The sequence below is a fragment of the Paenibacillus sp. PL2-23 genome (assembly GCF_040834005.1).
Taxonomy (GTDB): Bacteria; Bacillota; Bacilli; order Paenibacillales; family Paenibacillaceae; genus Pristimantibacillus.
Genome location: NZ_CP162129.1, coordinates 4,385,167 through 4,403,189 on the forward strand (window position 1 = coordinate 4,385,167; position 18,023 = coordinate 4,403,189).

Consider the following 18,023-nt stretch of genomic DNA (forward strand, 5'->3'; position numbering starts at 1 on the left):
ATTTTGATTGCATTTGTATTAGGTTGATACCTTTCTCACACTGCTTTCCCTGACGATCAGCCTCGTGTTCACCTTGACGTGCATAGCCGCTTCTCGCCCCTCGATTCGCTCCAGCAGCAGCTGCGCCGCCGTTCTCCCCATCAGCTCCGTATGCGCGCGCACCGTCGTCAGCGGAGGGTGCAGATAAGCCGATATTTCGATATCGTCGAACCCGATGATCGCCATGTCCTCCGGGACGGCCAAGCCCTGCTCCTGCAGCGCCTTCAAAGCGCCAACCGCCATGGGGTCGCTGCCCATGAGAACAGCCGTAGGTCGCTCCTCCGCATGTATCAGCCGACGCATGCCGTCATAGCCGCCCGCAGGGGACCATGGGGCCTCGACGTCATATTCCGTTCGATACAACCCTCGATCAGCCATCAGCGCGCGGAACATGGACCGCCTCGGGTCTATGCCCTCCAGCGGGAGAAGTCCCGGTCGAAGCCGATGGATCATACCATCGCCACCTACAAAAGCGATGCGCTCATGCCCCTGCTCCAGCAGATGGGACAAAGCGTCTCTAACCGCTCCCTCGAAGTGAAGCGAGACGCAGTCGCATGCATCCGGCTCGTCCATGTTGTTGACGAACACCACACGTTCACTGCGGGAGTAGAGCCCCGCGACGTCCTCCGAAGCGATGGAGCCCACAACAATTAGACCATCCAGCTCGTGCAGCGGCGCCAGCTCGGCGCCGCCGCTTCCCCTCAGCACCTTCGTAATCGCAAGGCCCAGCTCATCGCAACGAAGCTCGATGCCTCTGCGAATAGCCGCGAAATAAGGATCGTCTCTTTCGTCCTCAAGAGATGACCACATGAAGAGGCCTACCTGCTTCCTGGACAGCTGCTCCTCCCGCTTCAGCTTCTTGAGTCTGGCCGGCTTGTAGCCAAGCTGCTCCGCAATTGCAAATATGCGAGTCCTTGTCTCTTCGCTGACGGACAGCGTTGCATCGTTATTAAGCACGCGCGATACGGTCGCGGGGGATACTCCCGCCTGCTGTGCGATGTCTTTGATCGTTGCCATAGACTGTCCTCGATTTCCTTCGATTTGTTTAGTTAATAATTTTACTGAACATAACCATCATAACAAATGGCTCTTTTGTTCACAATACATAAAATCGGGTAATAAGCAGGAGAGAAAACTTCCGCAAGCTGCAACCTTTCCACCCCGAGCCATCGTCTTAGTATAAGAACAAAGAACGAACAGGAGTGATCCCTATGAAGAAGCTGCTGACGCTGCTCTTCCTGTCCGCGGCCCTCGTATTATCGAGCTGCTCCGGCTCTACAGCCAATAATGAATCACCGTCAGAAGGGGAGTCGCCGTCGCCGTCTCCTGCTGCTACCCCTTCAGCGGACGGAGGCGCCGCCCAGCCAACGGCCTCTCCTCCAGCAGAGACCCCGACATCGGACGCCGAGGGCGATAAGGCCAGCCCAGACAAAGGGGCTGCCGAACCGGAGGATGGCGCGGCCGCCGTTATCGAGGCACTGAAGAGCAAGAACATAGAGGCGCTGAAGAAGCTTGTGCATCCCGAGCATGGCGTACGCTTCTCCCCCTATGCCCATATCGACAGCGAGAATGCTGTCCATTTCGAGGCGGGCAAGCTTCCTGACCTGGATGACCCCTCCGTCTTCACTTGGGGCGTATTCGATGGCTCCGGCGAGCCCATCAAGCTGACCTTCGGGAAATATTACGAGCGCTTCGTCTATGATCACGACTATGCGAACGCGGCAGAGATCGGGTGGGATACCCTAATCGGCAGCGGCAACACCACGCCGAACCTGAAGGAGCTGTATCCGGACAGCTACCTCGTTGACTACCATTTCCCAGGCTTTGACGAAAAATACGAAGGCATGGACTGGGCCAGCCTTATTCTTGTGCTGGAGCAGCATGAGGGCAGCTGGTACGTAAGCGCGATCGTCCACTCCGCATGGACGATCTAACATCAACGCAAAGAAGGCATGAAAGCATCGAATTAACCGATGCCTTCATGCCTTTTGGGCGTGCCTAAGTTGTGCTCAGGACTTAACAACGGGGTTCAGACACGCCATAGCTTACGTATGCTTCTCTCGCGAAGGGACAGGAGCCGCGTTCGCGTCAGGCTTTGCTTGCGGCGACTGCTGAGGCTTGGCATTGTTTGAAGAGCCGTTGTGCTGGTTATGCTCATGTCGAGCCTTCCACCTGCGATGCTCTTTGCCGCCATGCACCTTCATCAGCTCCTCGCGGAGCTGCTCCTCCGTCTTGCCGTCCGTCTGAATGCCATGCTTCCCGGCTATCTTCTGCAGATGCTCCAGCCGCTTGGCTTGATGCTCCGCCTTGAACGCTTCCCACTTCTCCTTGTTGGCCTCCTTGGCTACGGCAAGCTCGTCCTTGAGCTGCTGCGCCGACTTGCCTTCGGTCTCAATGCCGAAGTACTCCGCCATCGCCTGAAGCTTCTTCAGCCGGTACGCCTCGAAATCCTCCTTGGACATGTGGATACGGTGGCGTTCAGCTTCAGCCACTTCACCCTCGCCCTTAACGTTCAGCTCCTCAGTCGGCGCCGCAGCAGTTGGCGCTTGCCCGGCATAAGCCGGCGCCGCCTGCCAGATCGAAGCTCCCGCGATAACTGCAGCTACAGCGCACAGGATGGCTTTCCCGTATGTCTTCATTGGCTGACTCACCCCTCTATCGCAAAAGTATGCAGAGGGTCCTCGCGAAGAGAACCCCTCCTCTGGCATATTGTTCCCATGCATACATGGCCATAGACATCAATCAACAAATTACGACTTCGACATCAGCTCCCGCAGCCGATTGTCCAGCCATTCCTTGGAGAAGTGCTCGCCGATAAAAACAGCCACATCGCGAACCTCGCCCTGAGGCTCTATGCGTATAAAATCGGTTTCCCGATACGCGTATTGGAACAGATAGCGGCTGCCTGCAGAGGTATCGGAGAACGACACAATGCCTTTGGCTCTGTATATATTGTCCGGGAGTCCCCGGAGCAGCTCCTCGAACGCGACACTGTCCACCGGCTTGTCCAGATAGCGGGTTGCCGCCATGACATGCCGATGAGAGGCGTCATGGGAATCCTCAACGTATTCCACGTCCTCCTGGCGATCATCTGTCGCCCCTATGGGATGGGGGACGGGATGTGCTTCAGCATCCAGCCAGCTCCAATCCTCAAGCTCGCAACGAACCGTGGACACGATTCGCGCATGGGCGTTCCACTCCCTCAGCAGCTGCTGAACCTCTACAAGCTGCTCCGGCTCCAGCTTGTCTGATTTGTTGAGCAGCAGCAGCGTCCCGCAGCGAATCTGCTCCTTCATCAGCTTGAAGGTTCGCCCTTTGCCGTTCCTGCTGCGCTCCAGCAGCTCGGGGCCGTCCACAACCGTAATAATCTCCCGAAGCTCAATCGTCTTGTACATAGACGCGTCCGTTACGCCGTCCAGCGTCTCCAACGGATTGGCTGCTCCCGTCGACTCAATGCATATCGCATCCGGACGATGCTCCTTAATAAGCGCTCCAATCTCCACGCCAAGATCGCTGCGGATGGAGCAGCAGATACAGCCGCCCAGCATTTCCGCCATGGGCACCTCGCGGTCGACTAACTGGCCGTCCAGGTTCACCTCGCCAAGCTCATTCATAATAACGGCGGCCTTCAGGCCCCGGCTTCTCCACTCATTCAGCATGTTAGAGAGCAGCGTCGTCTTGCCGCTGCCCAGAAAGCCGGACAGCAAATAAATAGGCGTTACCGCTTCCCGTTCCATCGTATTCGTCACCCTCTCTTCCTGCACTTCCGTATCCATCATAATCACTTTTCCCCTATGCCAATCGCGCCCGCTTGGGCTTCCTGCACCCTCATCGCGACCTCCTCCGGCTCCGCCGCGCCTGCCAGCAGCTCCCGGAGACCGCGATTCAGCGCATTTGCTCCTTCAGTCGAGAGCAGCGCGTCGTATACGGGAGTCAGCCGCACGCTGTTCACCAGATCGTACACCTGCGCGAATATGGGGGATACCGTGCTCTTATCCAGCGGAATCTTGTAGCTGACCAGCTGATGGCTGGCCAGCGTTCGACGCTGGGCATCGGGACCCGACATCGCATAGATCAGCTTCATCGCCGCGTCCTGCTTCGCGCCGGTTTCCCTTACGCCAAGCGCCATACCGGTGCCAACCACGCCTGCGAGCGTATTAGGATCGCCTCTGCCTCCCGGCATCGTCGGAAGCACGGTCGCCCCCAGCTCACTTAGCACCTCTGCAGGCGCGTTAGCGGCCAGATTGGTCAGCGCCCAGCCGCCGTCGATCATCATGGCAGCTTCTCCATTCGCGAACCGCAGCTCCATCTCCACATTGTCTATCTCGTCGTAATCCTCCTGGAAAGCCTCCGCTTCGGCGAGCTCTCGCATATAAGACAACGCTTCTATAAACACAGGATCCGTGAAGCTTGCGCCCTCCTGCTTCACCGCCCGCAGGAACCAGTCCGTTCCCGTCACCCGGTCGGCTACCGAGCTGAAGATGCTGGACTGCGCCAGCCACTCCGCTTTGTTGCCTAGCATGATCGGCGTAATACCCAGCGCTTTGAAATGCTCAATTACATGCATAAGCTCATGCCATGTCGTTGGCACTTGCTGTCCATGCTCCTGGAACAGCCGTTGGTTGTAATAAAGAATAGAGGTCGGCGTCAGCCCCATCGGCGCTCCGTAGACGCCATCCTGCTCCGTGAACGCTTCCAGCGAGTTCGGCAAGAAGCCGTCTCGCCACTCCGGGTACTGATCCAGCAAGGGGTTAATGGGCTCGATGAGCTTCGCTTCGGCCAGGCTGGTCGTCATGGACCCGCTCCACAGCACAAAAACGTCGGGCACTTCTCCCTTCATCGCCACGGCCGTCAATCGGGAGCGATACTTGTCCGGCGTGAAGGCTCGCACAGTCAGCTCCACGTTGTCATTCTCGGTTCGAAACTGCTGCACGATGCTCTGCATCGTCTGCGACCGCAGATCAGTACCGCTAAAGTTATGCCATAACGTGAGCTCGATAACGTCCGCTTCCTGGTCCTCGCTTTGGTGATTCAAGCACGAACCTGTTACGGCAACAATAATCGACAGCAGCGCGATAAGCGACATGCCCCGTCTCATTCTGGCGCCCTCCCTCAACTCATTCTTACCAATCAGTATAGTGAAAAATGTCGAAATTGCACAGCGTTTGTCCCTTATTTATGGATGAAGCGTGCCATTAGCGTCTGACCCTGTAAACGTAAGAATCCCCTGGCGAGCATCGCCAGGGGATTTCTTCATGCCTATGGTTAACGGAAGGACATGCCTATCGGCTTCATTTGCTGCATCGTATACGGTTGGAGGATGTTAGTGGTATTAGTAGCAAATCGTGCGGATGATGATAACCAGAAGGATGAAGAGGACCAGGATGGCTCCAACGCTGTTGTAGCCGCCGCAAGCAGCTGCGCCAGCTACAGGGTAGTGGTGGTTTGCACCGCCAGAAACGTTTGCTGCGTAGTTCAATTGTTTCAGCTCCTTTTTGTTAAGGTACAGTATCCTATGTATATTTCACCAAAAGGTATAGGCAGATGGGAAAATTGTGCGTTTGCTCATTTTCGCCTCCAGCCCGCACCATACGAGCCCCGTCGCGGCTCATGGCCATGCCCTTGCAGGCCTTCATCCCCAAAACTAGGCGATAGCCGAAGTTTAATGTCCATAGGGGCATTTACCCAGTCACATTGAACCAGAGGCACATAACATACAGAGTACTCAAGACGTAAGGAGGTGCATGCAAATGTCCGGTTGCGTTGGTGGTGCTTACGGCTACAATAACGTTGGAGCGATTCTGGTTCTCTTTATCCTGTTGGTGATTATCGCTTGCAGCTTGTGCGGTTTCGGCGGCTTTGGCAAATGGTAGTGAACGTCTGATATGTATCCTCCATGCATGCAGACCTGTTCATCACTCTTCATCTAACTAGCGGAAGGCCCGCACTGGATTGCGGGCCTTCCCTTCCGTATGCCCGCAGACAAGCTCCGCTCCTACGCGTCGCCGCCAGACTCGCTTCTCCCTCCAGCCCCTTCCGTAATGACTCCTCAACCGCTGCTCTTGTTCAGCGAACATTCAGCACCCGCTCATGTCAGAATCAGCTTCGTCTAAGGATGCATTCAGATCGGGGGCCTACTATTATATCTATCCCACTAGAGAAGGTGAACAGGCCATGAAACGACACCAAACTACAATAACGATCGCCGCAGCCGTTATATTTCTCTTTACACTCAGCATCATCCTGTACAAGCTGGCCGACCGCTACCTTATCGAGCATGTCGAGGTTATCGTGACCGAGAAGGAAGCCTTGACCGGCGCAGCGCTTGAGGATGCCGTCCCTTCCGATTTGGACAAGCCTGAAGATTGGGACAGCGACAGCTTGACGACAGCCTCGACAGCCGTATGGGATGACTGGAGCTATCAAGACGAGCGTGTATCGATTGCCATCGAGCAGGTGCAGACGGGTTCTGGGGCTGACGCCATTACATATTTCGTCGCTGACGTCCTGCTGAAGGACAACGCCAGCCTGCGGACCGCCTTTGCCAAGGACTCGTTCGGGCGGAATATCATTGAGAACACATCCGCGATCGCCTCCCACAAGGATGCCATCTTCGCGATCAACGGCGACTACTACGGCTTCCGGGACAATGGCGTTATTATTCGGAACGGCACGCTGTATCGAGATGAGCCTGCGCGCGACGCGCTTGCTTTATTCACGGACGGCACTCTCGCCACCTACGACGAAGAAGAGGTTTCGTCCGAGGAGCTGCTGCGCAGCGGCGTTGCTCATACCTTTTCATTCGGACCGATTCTCGTCGCGGAGGGAGAGATCGCGGAGGATCTCGATCATGTCGTCATTGATACCAATTTCGGCAATCGTTCCATCGAAGACGCCAATCCACGTACCGGCATCGGCATGATCGAGCCGAATCATTATGTTTTTGTTGTGGTCGACGGTCGCAGCAAAGGCTACAGCCGCGGTATGACGCTAAGCGAATTTGCAGCCCTCTTCCAGGAGCTTGGCGCAACCGAAGCATACAATCTCGATGGCGGCGGCTCATCCACCATGTATTTCAACGGCAGGGTCGTGAACAACCCCGAAGGAAAAGGTGAAGAGCGCGGCGTCAGTGACATTATCTACATCAGCGCATAACACACAGCAGCAGAGGAGGACTGACTGACGCCATGATTTGTTTAATTCCATCCTACGAGCCGGATATCCGACTGATTACACTCATCCGACAGTTGAAGGAGGAGCTAGTCGCTCAGATCGTCATCGTCGACGACGGCAGCGGCCCGCTCTACCAGCAATTATTCCAGCAGGCGCGGCAAGAAGGCTGCATCGTTCTTACTCACGAAGCGAACCTGGGCAAAGGCCGTGCCCTTAAGACAGGCTTCGCCCATATTCGCGAGCTTGCAGACCCGCACGGCGTCGTCGTCTGCGCCGACAGCGACGGTCAGCACTTACCCGCGGACATCAGGCGTATTGCCGAGGCGGCAATCGCCCATCAAGGCCATATCGTCTTGGGCGGCAGGCGCTTCACCGGCGAAGTGCCGCTGCGCAGCAAGCTCGGCAATACGCTGACGCGCAAGGTGTACGCCTTGGCAACTGGGCTGCACCTCTACGATACGCAGACCGGTCTGCGCGGCTTCTCCTTCTCCATGCTGGAGCGTCTCTGCCGCATCACCGGCGAACGGTTCGAATACGAAATGAATATGCTCCTCGCCGCCTCGGAGGAAGGCTGGCCGCTGATGGAGCTCCCGATCGACACCGTCTATCTGGAGAACAATCAATCCTCCCATTTCCGACCGCTGACCGACTCGATTAAAATCTATCTGCCGTTCCTGAGATACAGCGCTTCGTCCGTGCTGGCCGCAGCCATCGACTTCGGCATGCTGTTTCTGCTTGCCTGGCTGACCGATCATTTGCTCATCGCTGTTGCCGGAGCGCGGCTGTGCAGCTCGATCTTCAATTACGCGGTGAACCGGCGGTTCGTGTTCCGCAAGAAGCATGGCGCGGCGATCGCAAGGTCGATGCCCAAATATTTTGCGCTGGTGCTGGTCATTCTACTGTTGAATTACGGGTTGATGGCCCTTGCGCACGAGGGACTCGACATGCCGCTGCTCGCATCAAAGCTGGTGACTGAAGCCGCCTTGTTCCTGTTCAGCTACTGGGCGCAGAGGAAGCTCGTCTATTAAGCAAAAAGGTCCTCCAAGCGCTCCGATCCCATCGGATACGCCGGAAGACCTTTGATGGCTGAACGCCCTTTGCTAAGTTAACCGCACGAGGCTGTAGTTCTTTTTGCCTTTGCGGATAATAATGAACCGGCCGTCGAACGCGTGCTCCGGCGTCACCTCGAAAGCAACATCGCTGACACGGTCGCCATTCATGGAGATCGCGCCGTTCGTAATGTCCTCGCGCGCCTGGCGCTTGGACGGCTCAATGCCTATATCGACCAGCCAGTCCACGATATTTTTGGTTTCTCTGGCCGCCTCGAACGTCGGCATCTCCTTGAAGCCCTGCTCGATTTCATCCGCCGTAAGCGACTTGATGTCACCGCTGAACAGCGCCGCCGTTATCTTTTTGGCTTGCTCCAGCATCGCCTCGCCATGGACGAAACGGGTCATTTCCTCCGCCAGTGCCTTCTGCGCCTCACGCTTATGCGGCTCCGTCTTCACCTTCTCCTCCAGCGCTTCGATCTGCTCCTTGCTCAGGAAGGTGAAGAACTTGAGGTATTTGACAACATCACGGTCATCTGTGTTCGCCCAGAACTGGTAGAACTCATATGGCGTCGTCTTGTTGGGATCAAGCCATACCGCGCCGCCCGCCGTCTTGCCGAATTTAGTGCCGTCCGCCTTCAGCATAAGCGGAATCGTCAAGCCGAACGCCTTGGCCTCCGAGCCTTCCTTCTTGCGGATCAGATCCAGCCCCGCCGTAATGTTGCCCCATTGATCGGAGCCGCCGATCTGCAACTGCACATCCTCTTCCTTGTACAGATGCAGGAAGTCCAGCGACTGCAGAATCTGGTACGAGAACTCTGTGAACGAGATGCCGCTCTCGAGACGGCTCGACACAACGTCCTTCGCCAGCATCGTGTTGATGCTGAAGTTTTTGCCGTAGTCGCGCAGGAATTCGATGACGTTAATCTTATGCGTCCAATCGTAATTGTTCACCATACGCAGATCGCCGCCGCCCTCCTCCTTGCGGTCGAACAGCTTCTTGAGCTGCGCCGTGAGCGCTTCAACATTGGCCTGAATCTGCTCCAGCGTCTGCAGGGAACGTTCCGAGGTGCGGCCGCTTGGGTCGCCGATCGTGCCTGTTGCCCCGCCAATCAGAATGACGGGACGATGTCCCGCAAGCTGGAATCGCTTCAGCATCATGAACGGAATCAGATGTCCGATATGCATGCTGTCGCCCGTAGGATCGACGCCGCAGTACAGCGAAACCTTCTTCTCCTTAACAAGCTCGCGCAGACCTTCCGCGTCGGTCTGCTGATTAATGGCGTCGCGCCATTCCAGTTCGTCGATAATGTTCATAGACATAAACTCCAGCCCCCTATTATTGTGGAAAAAAACAAAAAATCGCCCCTTGTCTATTGTAGACATAGGGACGATTGGATAACCGTGGTACCACCCAGATTGCACCCAAGGCTGATCACACCTCAGATACCGCTTCACAGCGCTTTATCGGTCGCTAACCGCTTGGCATTACCCAAGCACTCCGGAGTGTAATTCGCGGCATTGTGTGTGCTGGGTTGCATCAACCCCCAGCTTTCTACGTCAACAGTGACAACCCGCTACTGAATTCCTTCAACGCATTAGAATATACGATTACACAACAGTATAGGGAACGGCAGGGTGGATGTCAATGGAGGATTTCATATTGCCGATGCTTAGCTTTGAAAGTCATCTGAACGTCAGCTGAAGCTCCAAGTCCTCTCTTGGCGCAAGCACCTGAAGGCGGCCTTCCTTGATTGCGATACGGCGCTTCTCCACCAGCTCCGCCAACGCAGCGATGATCTGCTTCTCGCTCAAGCCAATAACACGGCCCAATCGGCCATAATGCAGAGTAACCGCCTCGCCATGATACAAATGCCACAGCATCTTTAATAGTTTCCGCGAACGCTCTGACAGCACGTCGGAACACCTCCACGATGATTATATTTTCCAAGCAACCTACGCCTATGAATGTGAAGTATCACCCAGCTGCTCAACTCAATAAACGAATGTATGTTCCTATTATACACCAAACACCTATTCGTATTTCAAGCAGGAAAATAAATAAGCTTCGTAGAAGCTCTCACTGTTCTTTAACCCATTTCCCCCACTTTCAAACATACTTTATGCAGCATTGTGAATGATTGGATACGTGATCACGACATCCGTGCTCTAAGCTTCAACAATTCGTGGATCAGGTAATCAAGCTGCCGATGCGCTTCCTCCAGCTGCTGGGTTTGCTGGCTTTGCCGATGCTCTCTGTTGTATTCGCTCTCCAGCAGCTCCAGCGCCAGCCCTGCCGAAACGGCGATGATGCCATCACCCAACGCGGCAAGCGAAGCTCCAATCAGTTCAAGCCTTGCGATTTCTATCTCTCGGAGCAACTTAAGGTTGTTCTCCATAGCCCTCCCCATCCTCGTCATCCATAATGCTACAAGGTATGCCAATGCTACCTAGGCAGTGAGCGAATGTTGGAGCAACGAAACAAGTCTGCCTGCATTAGAGCCAACGCGCACGCAACAAAGAGGCCTTGCAGCGTTCCATGAACGAATACAAAGCCTCTAGCTTATGACGACTAAAAAGTCACTTCCAACGCTTACCTCCCTTGCGCCTAACTCTTTTCCTACTTTTTCCTAATGCTTTGTTAACCATATCTCGCACACGTGTATCCTTTGTATGTTTGCTAACATCAGCTTTCGGCTTCTCCTGTAGCTCGATGGCAAGATACACGGTTATGACTGAACGGAACGTCGAACCGTCCTTAAACACAACAAATATATTCGTATTATCAAGGTGCTGCCGGTATTGATAGGGAGAAGGGTTGAAGGGAATTCTCAACAACCTGGCCACCAACCACTTTTCGGAAATGTTGCGCTGAACACACCGTATTCGGGCGTGATCGGTGAACCGGATTATCATCTAATCCCTCCAACTATAGTCTCGGAGTTTTCAGGACTATTTTACCACATGAATGAAAATAAAAGATCCACAACTTACAGAAATCATAATATTCATTGAGCTTATGCTGTTGACCGCAACCGTATCCATTCATTGCAGTATCGGGTATAATTATTAATTAGTACAGAGTCTATTTTGATAAAGGAGTGACTTTCCATGTCAATGGTACACAAACTCCATCCACATTTAGTAAAGAACATAAGGGAATTCTTATCTGAAAACAATATTTCCACAAAGAAGCTTGTCATAGATCTTGAAGCAGAAACCATCGAGGACTTTGATGATTACTCAGTAGATGACATTTTAAGTGTGGCTGGAATTCTAAAGCCCGGGGAAGCTCAAGAATTATTAGACCACATTCAGAAGTCACGGGAGGACTGGGGGAAGTGACCCACAACTACTCCGGTTATTTATTCGATTCGAACATCGTGATCGCTATACTAGACAACGATTATGCCGCCGTCAACTTAGTACGACAAGCCCAAGAAGAAAGACGGGAAATATACTTTTCGAAGACTTGTCTTGGCTCTTCCACTTTCGTATCTGGGATTCCCCAAGGCTGAGCACGACGGCGATGTCCTTGAGCAGCATCTTACCGCCGCTGTCCACCCTCATCTGCTTGGCAATTTTCCGATTTGGGCTCCGCTCTTTTGCCACTAAATACCATAAACACCGACTGTTGTATAATTACACTAAATCTACGAGGAAGGTAATTCATGAGTAAATATGATCGGCTTAATGATTATCTTAAAAATCAAATTGAAATCAAACTATCTTATTCCGAACTTCAACAAGTTATTGGTTACCCCCTTCCACCTTCGGCGCATACTGACCGAACATGGTGGGGGAATACCATGAATCCGACAAGAACTCAGGCGCACGCATGGCTCACCGCTGGATGGAAAGTAAAGGGTGTCGACCTCGGCAAGAGTGTAATATTTATTAGAAACGACGTAGATTCACGTTAATTCATCCCTCTGCAGTTCAATATCCAGCTCGATCAGCTTCCGTAAATCATCAACGCTCTGGACCTCAATAAGACCTTCTTGAAAATCCTTTACCCATCTAGCGATGGCCGCCTTGATAATACGTGGGTACTGTTCCTTGCTCTCCATGATGCCCTGTTTGATCCAGCTCATGCTTAAGTATCAACTCTTCATTCGAACGATTGTTCGAATTTTTCATTGCGAAACACCTCGCCATCCAGCATTATGGATATGAGATCGTGCGTTCGTATTTAAACCGTGGCCACGGCTGTACACGATCTCGGCCGAGGTGTTTCCGGTCGGGCTGGAGAGGCGTTAGCGCGCCTCTCCTTTTTATGTTGCTTCGGAGCACCGGATCAGAACCGGATCGATGCCCGTCGCGCTGACTTGAAGCGCTCTTTGATGATATCGCAGAAGATCGGATCGAGCTCCAGCAGCCGGCATTCCCTATCCGTCTGCTCGCAGGTCATGAGCGTAGAGCCCGCGCCGCCGAAAAAATCAACCACAACATCGCCACGCTTACTGCTGTTCCCAATCGGGATGGCCAGCAGTGGCAGTGGCTTCTGCGTAGGATGCACGTAAGCATTCACGTTGCCGCGTGATACTTCCCAGACAGTAGATGGCTCCAGTTCTTCCAATGGAAGCCCGTTGCACTACACTATTGATTGTTTACGATCGCCGTACCACACCGGCGCCTTCCCCTTCAAGTGTGCATAGATAACTGGCTCATACTGCCAGCGATACTGGCTCCAGCCGAAGGGAGCCGCATTCTTTACCCACACACACTGGCTACGCCCGTCGATGCCGGCTGCCACCATAGCGTCCTCAAACTCCCTCTGGCACTACGAAGGATGAAATACATAAATCGCCGCGGCGTGTTTCCGGCTCCTTAATTAATCTGCTCGAGCGCCCGACCGACGTCGAATTCATCCTCGACAACCGGATCGTCGACTTCAATATTGTGCGGCAGCGTGGCGATCAGTTCGCCGATCTCCTTAGTCTCGAATCCGCTCAGCTCCAGATCGGCGCTGCCGGCTTGCAGCTCCTCTAACAGTCTGGCCAACGCTTCCTCGTCCCAGCGACCGAAAACCTTGTTCAACGCAAGATTGAGCAAGCGCTCCTACTGTTCGTCAAGGTCAACTACGGAGACGGCTGCCTCGATGTCGCCGCCTGCCAGCAGGACCTTGTGCCGCTGATGCCCGCCGACCTCGTCTGACTCTCCCCGTCCCACGTCACCTTCGCCAAGAGAGCCTCCGCTACCACGAAAACAGGTAGTGTCGTTACGCCGTTCAACTTCATCCGTTCTGTTCAAACATCAATTAATTCAGTCATTATATAAATCTTTCACCACAATACCAACCGCTCCACCTACACACACATAAGTATTTGAAAATTTATTTGGTTCTTGTGCAACTAATATTGGTCTAGTCACATTATAATATTGCGGAAGTATTTGGAATAGGAGGGTAGTGTTTGAATAAATTCCGCAATATATTTAAAAATTCAAAATACGGAGGTTCTATATGAAAAAAAGTATTGCCGTTAAATTATTACTATCATTTTCTATTTTTGCCACAATCTATACAGCTTCTCAAGCTACAACTCCACAAGCAGAAGCTTACACAACTATTGGTGGTAAGTATGGTAGCAGTAATATTACATGGAACTTTCAAGGGTCAGGCTCCAATTATGCCGGTGCCTCGACTTTCGGCGTAAACGCGTGGAATAATGCTAACACCGATGTTACTCTTACACATACGAATGATGTGACAAAAGCAAATATAATCTTCAGACACAAGGATTATGGGAATATCGGTTGGAATGCACGATGTGCAAATAAACCAGTCCACACTTCTGGCACTTACACTAGATCCGATATTGATTTCAATGAACATACCATGGAAGCTATGACCATATCTCAACGCACTGGTGTTTCTGCACATGAACTTGGACATGCTTTTGGGTTAGATCATGTTACTGACAAAACTCAAGTAATGTGTACTTGGGGTAACGGAAGAACGGCTACTGCTCCTGGTTCTGACGACATAAAAGGCGTAAATGCTCTTTATTAAAATCTAGGGAGGGTAAAATATGTCAACTAAAAAAGTAAACACGAGAGCGCTTTATATTGGAATGGTGTTACTAATATTAATTGCTATGTCGTTCGTTTTTTTTGTAAATACCAACAAAGGCACAAGTCAATCATTACCTACCGTTGATATGCATTTCGATCTTGTTGAAAAGTTTGATTCAGTAGAAGAACTCTATGAGAAATCCAACATTATTGCTCAAGTGAAAGTAGGGAATACAAACACCATTGAATACGGTAACGTTGCTTTCACCTTATCTAACGTTGAGATTATCAAGGTCTTTAAAGGTGATTTAGACAAAAAAAGCACAATAAGTATTTTAGAGACCGGGGGCACACATGATGGATTGATATACAGAGCTGAAGGCAATGCTGTATTCACCAAATCAGACCAAGCAATAGTATACCTGGAGAAATACGAAGGGCCCATCGCGGATAATTCGTATGTCATCAAAGGAGTATATCAAGGTAAGTTTAAAGTTAATGGTGAGAAAATAACTCCCCCGAATGAAGTAGATGGCAATATTGAATCAGTAAAGTCGATTAAAGATCTCAAGCTACACCCATAAAATGGACTTGAGGATTGGTTAAATTACCAATCCTCATCTCAACAAAATTCTAACCAATTGCAACTTAATCAGGTTCACATGCGTCAAAAGAAAAAAGGAGGGATTTTACTTATGAGAAAAATATTTGTTGTTTTCTGTTTTTTTCTTTGTTTATTAATCGGGGCTTGCTCAACAAATAATACTAAACATAGTAGTAGCGGAGATTGGGCAAGTAATTTTGTCGTTTGGAATGGTTATATGTACAATACAACCGTTGAAAGTAGTGACGCCATTGAATTTGAATTAGGAATGGTTGAGGTATATTCCGATGATGAAGGAGTAAATTCTTCGAGAATATTCTCAAATAAGTATCCAGTTGGTACTAAACTTTACAAAATTCAAAATGTGTCAACTAATGATTCAATAGCAATCGAAGATGAAGGCAAATTTATCATAGCTAAGAATGCCGGAAAATATGAAGGCTAGATAAATGATTAAATAGCCCGATAGCATTTAGCCTAGCGGGCTATAACCTTAATTCTCCACGTTGACTGTACTTTTCTCTTCGTTCCATGTCACTTTTACTCCTAGTGCTTCAGCAATTTCGAGGATGGGTATGGTCGCAACTCCGTTTTTGAGAGTTCCTTTCTGATTCAGTAATTTGCCATTCACGCGGATATCGACCTGGTCGCTAACTGATACCGACTTAGTCTTAGCCTCTATACGTTTCTTAAACTCACGTCACCAATTCCATTTTCTTACATATCACATGAGCCGGGGGCAGATTTTACGGTACACGTCCGACGGAGACGTCGCCAATCGTAATGCCAGTGTAGCCGATCCACGCCCCAGCCACGCTCCTTCAGCATCTCAGCAACCAACGAGACAGCTCGGTTTAGAATGTTGGTATAATCGCCACTCTCGCAAAGTTCAATGCGAATCGACGTCCGGTTGCCGGACCCATTGATTCCGTCTCCGGTCGCCCATGAGGACTCGTTGAGCGTCAGGCATTGGATACTCTCGTGCTCGTCAACAACGATATGATAACTGGCTGTCGTCTTATTGCTCGGGTTCGTGAGCCATGACCTCTCGTTAGCTGCCGAGCTCGTCGGATTTCCAGTATTATGAATCGTGAACGTTGTCGCAACTAGTTTGTGCCCTGGACGTCGATTATTCGACGTGGTGGATGGGATATGATCCACAATTAATCTGGCAGTAGCTTGTCCGGATCGAACTGGATAGCGATCGCATGATGGGACGACACGCTCCTTATAAACCGTCCGCGACGTGGTACGTCCGTTTACGATTTGTTTTATCGATCTCCAGCGCATCGAGTGGAACGGGCAACGTTTTATCTCTTGGGCAGAGCAAGTTGGTCCCTACACATGCTGCGCCGCACAGGCCATTCTTAGCTTTCATAAAGTTGAACAGCAAGGCTACAGAAGCTGCATGGCCCTCCTGAAGCTTGCCGACAACCACGGAGTTAGCCGCTTGCGTCAGGGCGCTGTCTTACACGCCAAGACCAAACTTCCAAGGCATTAAAACCCTCCTGACGACAGGACAGGATCGGCTTCAAGATCCATCACAGACGGGACTTCACCAACTTCTTCTTCCGAAAGCCACGGCTTTGTCCGCAGCGCGGATTACTACGGGAGGGGCTGAACATGGTAAATCAACCGACTGTACGCAAACAGCATGAGATGCGCCTTTCCGCGATGGCAGAGTCGTTCCAAGCCCAATTGCTGGACCCCGGCTTTCAGGAACTGTCGTTTGAAGAGTGTTTCAGCATGCTAGTGGATCTGGAGTGGTCGAGACGTAAGAATAATCGGCTGACCACGTTAATTCGCAAGGCAGACTTCCAACAAACAAATGCCTGTATAGAAGACGTAGAATATCACGCCGATCACAAGCTGGATCGCACTCAAATCCTTCGTCTGGGAACGGGCGCCTACATTCATGACAAACTCAATATCATTATCATGGGCGCTTCGGGTGCAGGGAAAACCTATTTGGCTTGTGCTTTTGGAATCGCCGCCTGCCGCAACTTCCTCCCCGTGAAATATATCCGCCTGCCTGAGTTGCTAAATGAACTGGCGGTTGCAAGTTGCGAAGGGATCTTTCAACGCGTGATGAAGATGTACAAGAAAGTACCGTTACTGATCCTTGACGAATGGTTGCTCGTGTCCCTTAAGGAAGATGAGGCTCGGGACTTGCTTGAGATCGTTGAGGCGCGCCATCAAACCGGCTCCACAATCTTCTGCTCCCAGTTCGCTCCCGGCGGCTGGCATAGCAAAATCGGTGAAAGCACTCTTGCCGATGCCATTCTTGACCGCATTGTGCATTCCTCTTACACGATAACGATTGAAGGCACGGATTCCATGCGAAAACGCAAAGGACTAATAAATTAATTGCTCGGGAGCTACTTCCGCACAGGTGGCTCCCCCCCACCGGAGGGGTGGCTCATTTTCGCCGGTGGCCTGGCTCACTCATGACCAGAATAGCGGCTCTATTTCATCGAAATATTCAGATGGCCGAGGCTGGCGTGGATCTGGCGACTATCATGGCTAGAGTCGGTCTCGGTCACGATGATCCTAAGACCACACTGCAGATGTACACTCATGTAACCAAGAAGATGAAAAAAAAATGCGGTTCAAAAAGTAAAAAGCGCCTTCATAGATTTGCTGAAGGCTACTGCTTTGCAAGAAATGTGACTTTTTTGTGATTTTATATGAGAAACGGGACCCTTAGAGGTCCCGTTTCCCTTGGTATTACAGGGTTTTTAAGCCCTTTATTACATCATGCCGCCCATCTATTAGAAGCAATCGTTTTAATCCTTGCTCAACCGGATACCCCGTTCTTACCTGCTAATCCCCTTAATGCTTCCAAATCAATTTCGCCCATTTTCAAGTTCGAACGGATATTTCGTGATTTTTTTTGTGATTTTTTTATCCAGTGTGATTTTTTCAGTTCAGCATTTGTGCTAGCTCTATTTTGTCGATATCATCCTCAGGCACGTGATAGACTTCTCCTCCGCCATGTACCTCGAAAAACACCCTTCTTGTTTCTGGCTCTGTTCCAGATAACTTCAAAACACCTTGATGTTTACTACCATCGTAAAGAGTGACCAAGACGAGCTGATTTAAGTATTCTCTAGCGTTCATCTTTTCAACACACCTCCAAATAT

At 51.5% G+C, this 18,023-nt stretch carries 26 protein-coding genes; 11 read left to right on the plus strand and 15 right to left on the minus strand.

Annotated elements, in window-relative coordinates:
• Positions 1-18: 18 nt before the first annotated feature.
• Positions 19-1,056, minus strand: a complete 1,038-nt coding sequence (locus AB1S56_RS19385) for a LacI family DNA-binding transcriptional regulator (RefSeq protein WP_340869104.1) — start codon at positions 1,054-1,056, stop codon at positions 19-21.
• A gap of 194 nt (positions 1,057-1,250) precedes the next feature.
• Between AB1S56_RS19385 and AB1S56_RS19390 the strand changes: the two genes are divergently transcribed.
• A complete protein-coding gene (locus AB1S56_RS19390) occupies positions 1,251-1,973 on the plus strand; it encodes a hypothetical protein (protein ID WP_340869103.1) in 723 nt (240 codons plus the stop codon).
• A 111-nt stretch (positions 1,974-2,084) separates the two neighbouring features.
• On the opposite strand, the gene AB1S56_RS19395 is transcribed toward AB1S56_RS19390, so the two are convergent.
• From AB1S56_RS19395 to AB1S56_RS19410, 4 genes are all read right to left on the minus strand, one after another.
• Positions 2,085-2,678, minus strand: a complete 594-nt coding sequence (locus AB1S56_RS19395; protein ID WP_340869101.1) for a hypothetical protein — start codon at positions 2,676-2,678, stop codon at positions 2,085-2,087.
• Positions 2,679-2,789: 111 nt separating this feature from the next.
• Positions 2,790-3,818: a GTP-binding protein gene (locus AB1S56_RS19400; protein ID WP_340869100.1), complete on the minus strand. Its 1,029-nt coding sequence runs from the start codon at positions 3,816-3,818 to the stop codon at positions 2,790-2,792.
• 2 nt (positions 3,819-3,820) lie between these two features.
• Complete coding sequence (locus AB1S56_RS19405; protein WP_340869098.1) at positions 3,821-5,137, minus strand: extracellular solute-binding protein; 1,317 nt, start codon at positions 5,135-5,137, stop codon at positions 3,821-3,823.
• A gap of 234 nt (positions 5,138-5,371) precedes the next feature.
• A complete protein-coding gene (locus AB1S56_RS19410) occupies positions 5,372-5,518 on the minus strand; it encodes a YjcZ family sporulation protein (protein ID WP_340869096.1) in 147 nt (48 codons plus the stop codon).
• Positions 5,519-5,789: 271 nt separating this feature from the next.
• Here AB1S56_RS19410 and AB1S56_RS19415 point away from each other — a divergent pair, with 271 nt between their 5' ends.
• The 3 genes from AB1S56_RS19415 (at position 5,790) to AB1S56_RS19425 (ending at position 8,240) form a co-directional block, all read left to right on the plus strand.
• Positions 5,790-5,912 carry a YjcZ family sporulation protein gene (locus tag AB1S56_RS19415; protein ID WP_340869094.1) on the plus strand — a complete coding sequence of 41 codons (123 nt, stop codon included), beginning with the start codon at positions 5,790-5,792 and terminating at the stop codon, positions 5,910-5,912.
• A 301-nt stretch (positions 5,913-6,213) separates the two neighbouring features.
• Positions 6,214-7,194, plus strand: a complete 981-nt coding sequence (locus tag AB1S56_RS19420; RefSeq protein ID WP_340869092.1) for a phosphodiester glycosidase family protein — start codon at positions 6,214-6,216, stop codon at positions 7,192-7,194.
• A 32-nt stretch (positions 7,195-7,226) separates the two neighbouring features.
• Positions 7,227-8,240 carry a bifunctional glycosyltransferase family 2/GtrA family protein gene (locus AB1S56_RS19425; RefSeq protein WP_340869091.1) on the plus strand — a complete coding sequence of 338 codons (1,014 nt, stop codon included), beginning with the start codon at positions 7,227-7,229 and terminating at the stop codon, positions 8,238-8,240.
• Positions 8,241-8,312: 72 nt separating this feature from the next.
• On the opposite strand, the gene tyrS is transcribed toward AB1S56_RS19425, so the two are convergent.
• The 3 genes from tyrS to AB1S56_RS19440 all read right to left on the minus strand — a co-directional run bounded on the left by tyrS (position 8,313) and on the right by AB1S56_RS19440 (position 10,660).
• Positions 8,313-9,578, minus strand: coding sequence for a tyrosine--tRNA ligase (gene tyrS / locus AB1S56_RS19430; RefSeq protein ID WP_340869164.1), 1,266 nt, complete (start codon positions 9,576-9,578; stop codon positions 8,313-8,315).
• Between the two features lie 369 nt (positions 9,579-9,947).
• Positions 9,948-10,178: a hypothetical protein gene (locus tag AB1S56_RS19435; protein ID WP_340869090.1), complete on the minus strand. Its 231-nt coding sequence runs from the start codon at positions 10,176-10,178 to the stop codon at positions 9,948-9,950.
• 236 nt (positions 10,179-10,414) lie between these two features.
• Positions 10,415-10,660, minus strand: coding sequence for a translation initiation factor 2 (locus tag AB1S56_RS19440; RefSeq protein WP_340869088.1), 246 nt, complete (start codon positions 10,658-10,660; stop codon positions 10,415-10,417).
• A 712-nt stretch (positions 10,661-11,372) separates the two neighbouring features.
• On the opposite strand from AB1S56_RS19440, the gene AB1S56_RS19445 reads away from it, so the two are divergent.
• The gene (locus AB1S56_RS19445) at positions 11,373-11,606 is read left to right on the plus strand and encodes a hypothetical protein (protein ID WP_340869087.1); all 234 of its coding nucleotides are present in this window, start codon (positions 11,373-11,375) and stop codon (positions 11,604-11,606) included.
• A 72-nt stretch (positions 11,607-11,678) separates the two neighbouring features.
• On the opposite strand, the gene AB1S56_RS19450 is transcribed toward AB1S56_RS19445, so the two are convergent.
• Positions 11,679-11,873, minus strand: coding sequence for a phage terminase small subunit-related protein (locus AB1S56_RS19450; RefSeq protein ID WP_340869086.1), 195 nt, complete (start codon positions 11,871-11,873; stop codon positions 11,679-11,681).
• Between the two features lie 59 nt (positions 11,874-11,932).
• Here AB1S56_RS19450 and AB1S56_RS19455 point away from each other — a divergent pair, with 59 nt between their 5' ends.
• Positions 11,933-12,184 carry a hypothetical protein gene (locus AB1S56_RS19455; protein ID WP_340869085.1) on the plus strand — a complete coding sequence of 84 codons (252 nt, stop codon included), beginning with the start codon at positions 11,933-11,935 and terminating at the stop codon, positions 12,182-12,184.
• On the opposite strand, the gene AB1S56_RS19460 is transcribed toward AB1S56_RS19455, so the two are convergent.
• The 3 genes from AB1S56_RS19460 to AB1S56_RS19470 all read right to left on the minus strand — a co-directional run bounded on the left by AB1S56_RS19460 (position 12,176) and on the right by AB1S56_RS19470 (position 13,265).
• Entirely contained in the window at positions 12,176-12,355 is a 180-nt protein-coding gene (locus AB1S56_RS19460) for a hypothetical protein (protein ID WP_340869084.1), read from the minus strand. The two genes, AB1S56_RS19455 and AB1S56_RS19460, sit on opposite strands and share 9 nt — an antisense overlap.
• Positions 12,356-12,558: 203 nt before the next feature.
• Entirely contained in the window at positions 12,559-12,792 is a 234-nt protein-coding gene (locus tag AB1S56_RS19465) for a DNA methyltransferase (protein WP_340869083.1), read from the minus strand.
• A 299-nt stretch (positions 12,793-13,091) separates the two neighbouring features.
• Positions 13,092-13,265 carry a hypothetical protein gene (locus AB1S56_RS19470; RefSeq protein ID WP_340869081.1) on the minus strand — a complete coding sequence of 58 codons (174 nt, stop codon included), beginning with the start codon at positions 13,263-13,265 and terminating at the stop codon, positions 13,092-13,094.
• Positions 13,266-13,725: 460 nt separating this feature from the next.
• On the opposite strand from AB1S56_RS19470, the gene AB1S56_RS19475 reads away from it, so the two are divergent.
• From AB1S56_RS19475 to AB1S56_RS19485, 3 genes are all read left to right on the plus strand, one after another.
• Positions 13,726-14,274, plus strand: a complete 549-nt coding sequence (locus AB1S56_RS19475) for a matrixin family metalloprotease (RefSeq protein WP_340869080.1) — start codon at positions 13,726-13,728, stop codon at positions 14,272-14,274.
• 19 nt (positions 14,275-14,293) lie between these two features.
• The gene (locus AB1S56_RS19480) at positions 14,294-14,860 is read left to right on the plus strand and encodes a hypothetical protein (protein WP_340869078.1); all 567 of its coding nucleotides are present in this window, start codon (positions 14,294-14,296) and stop codon (positions 14,858-14,860) included.
• A gap of 111 nt (positions 14,861-14,971) precedes the next feature.
• Positions 14,972-15,325, plus strand: a complete 354-nt coding sequence (locus tag AB1S56_RS19485) for a hypothetical protein (RefSeq protein ID WP_340869077.1) — start codon at positions 14,972-14,974, stop codon at positions 15,323-15,325.
• 48 nt (positions 15,326-15,373) lie between these two features.
• Here AB1S56_RS19485 and AB1S56_RS19490 read toward each other — a convergent pair whose 3' ends face one another.
• Entirely contained in the window at positions 15,374-15,511 is a 138-nt protein-coding gene (locus tag AB1S56_RS19490) for a stalk domain-containing protein (RefSeq protein ID WP_367903378.1), read from the minus strand.
• Between the two features lie 86 nt (positions 15,512-15,597).
• Positions 15,598-16,170 carry an N-acetylmuramoyl-L-alanine amidase gene (locus AB1S56_RS19495; RefSeq protein ID WP_340869076.1) on the minus strand — a complete coding sequence of 191 codons (573 nt, stop codon included), beginning with the start codon at positions 16,168-16,170 and terminating at the stop codon, positions 15,598-15,600.
• A 333-nt stretch (positions 16,171-16,503) separates the two neighbouring features.
• On the opposite strand from AB1S56_RS19495, the gene istB reads away from it, so the two are divergent.
• On the plus strand, positions 16,504-17,247 hold the full coding sequence (gene istB, locus AB1S56_RS19500) for an IS21-like element helper ATPase IstB (RefSeq protein WP_340869075.1): 744 nt from the start codon (positions 16,504-16,506) through the stop codon (positions 17,245-17,247).
• An 80-nt stretch (positions 17,248-17,327) separates the two neighbouring features.
• On the plus strand, positions 17,328-17,561 hold the full coding sequence (locus AB1S56_RS19505; RefSeq protein ID WP_340869074.1) for a hypothetical protein: 234 nt from the start codon (positions 17,328-17,330) through the stop codon (positions 17,559-17,561).
• 241 nt (positions 17,562-17,802) lie between these two features.
• Here AB1S56_RS19505 and AB1S56_RS19510 read toward each other — a convergent pair whose 3' ends face one another.
• Positions 17,803-18,000: a hypothetical protein gene (locus AB1S56_RS19510; RefSeq protein ID WP_340869073.1), complete on the minus strand. Its 198-nt coding sequence runs from the start codon at positions 17,998-18,000 to the stop codon at positions 17,803-17,805.
• Between the last annotated feature and the right edge of the window lie 23 nt (positions 18,001-18,023).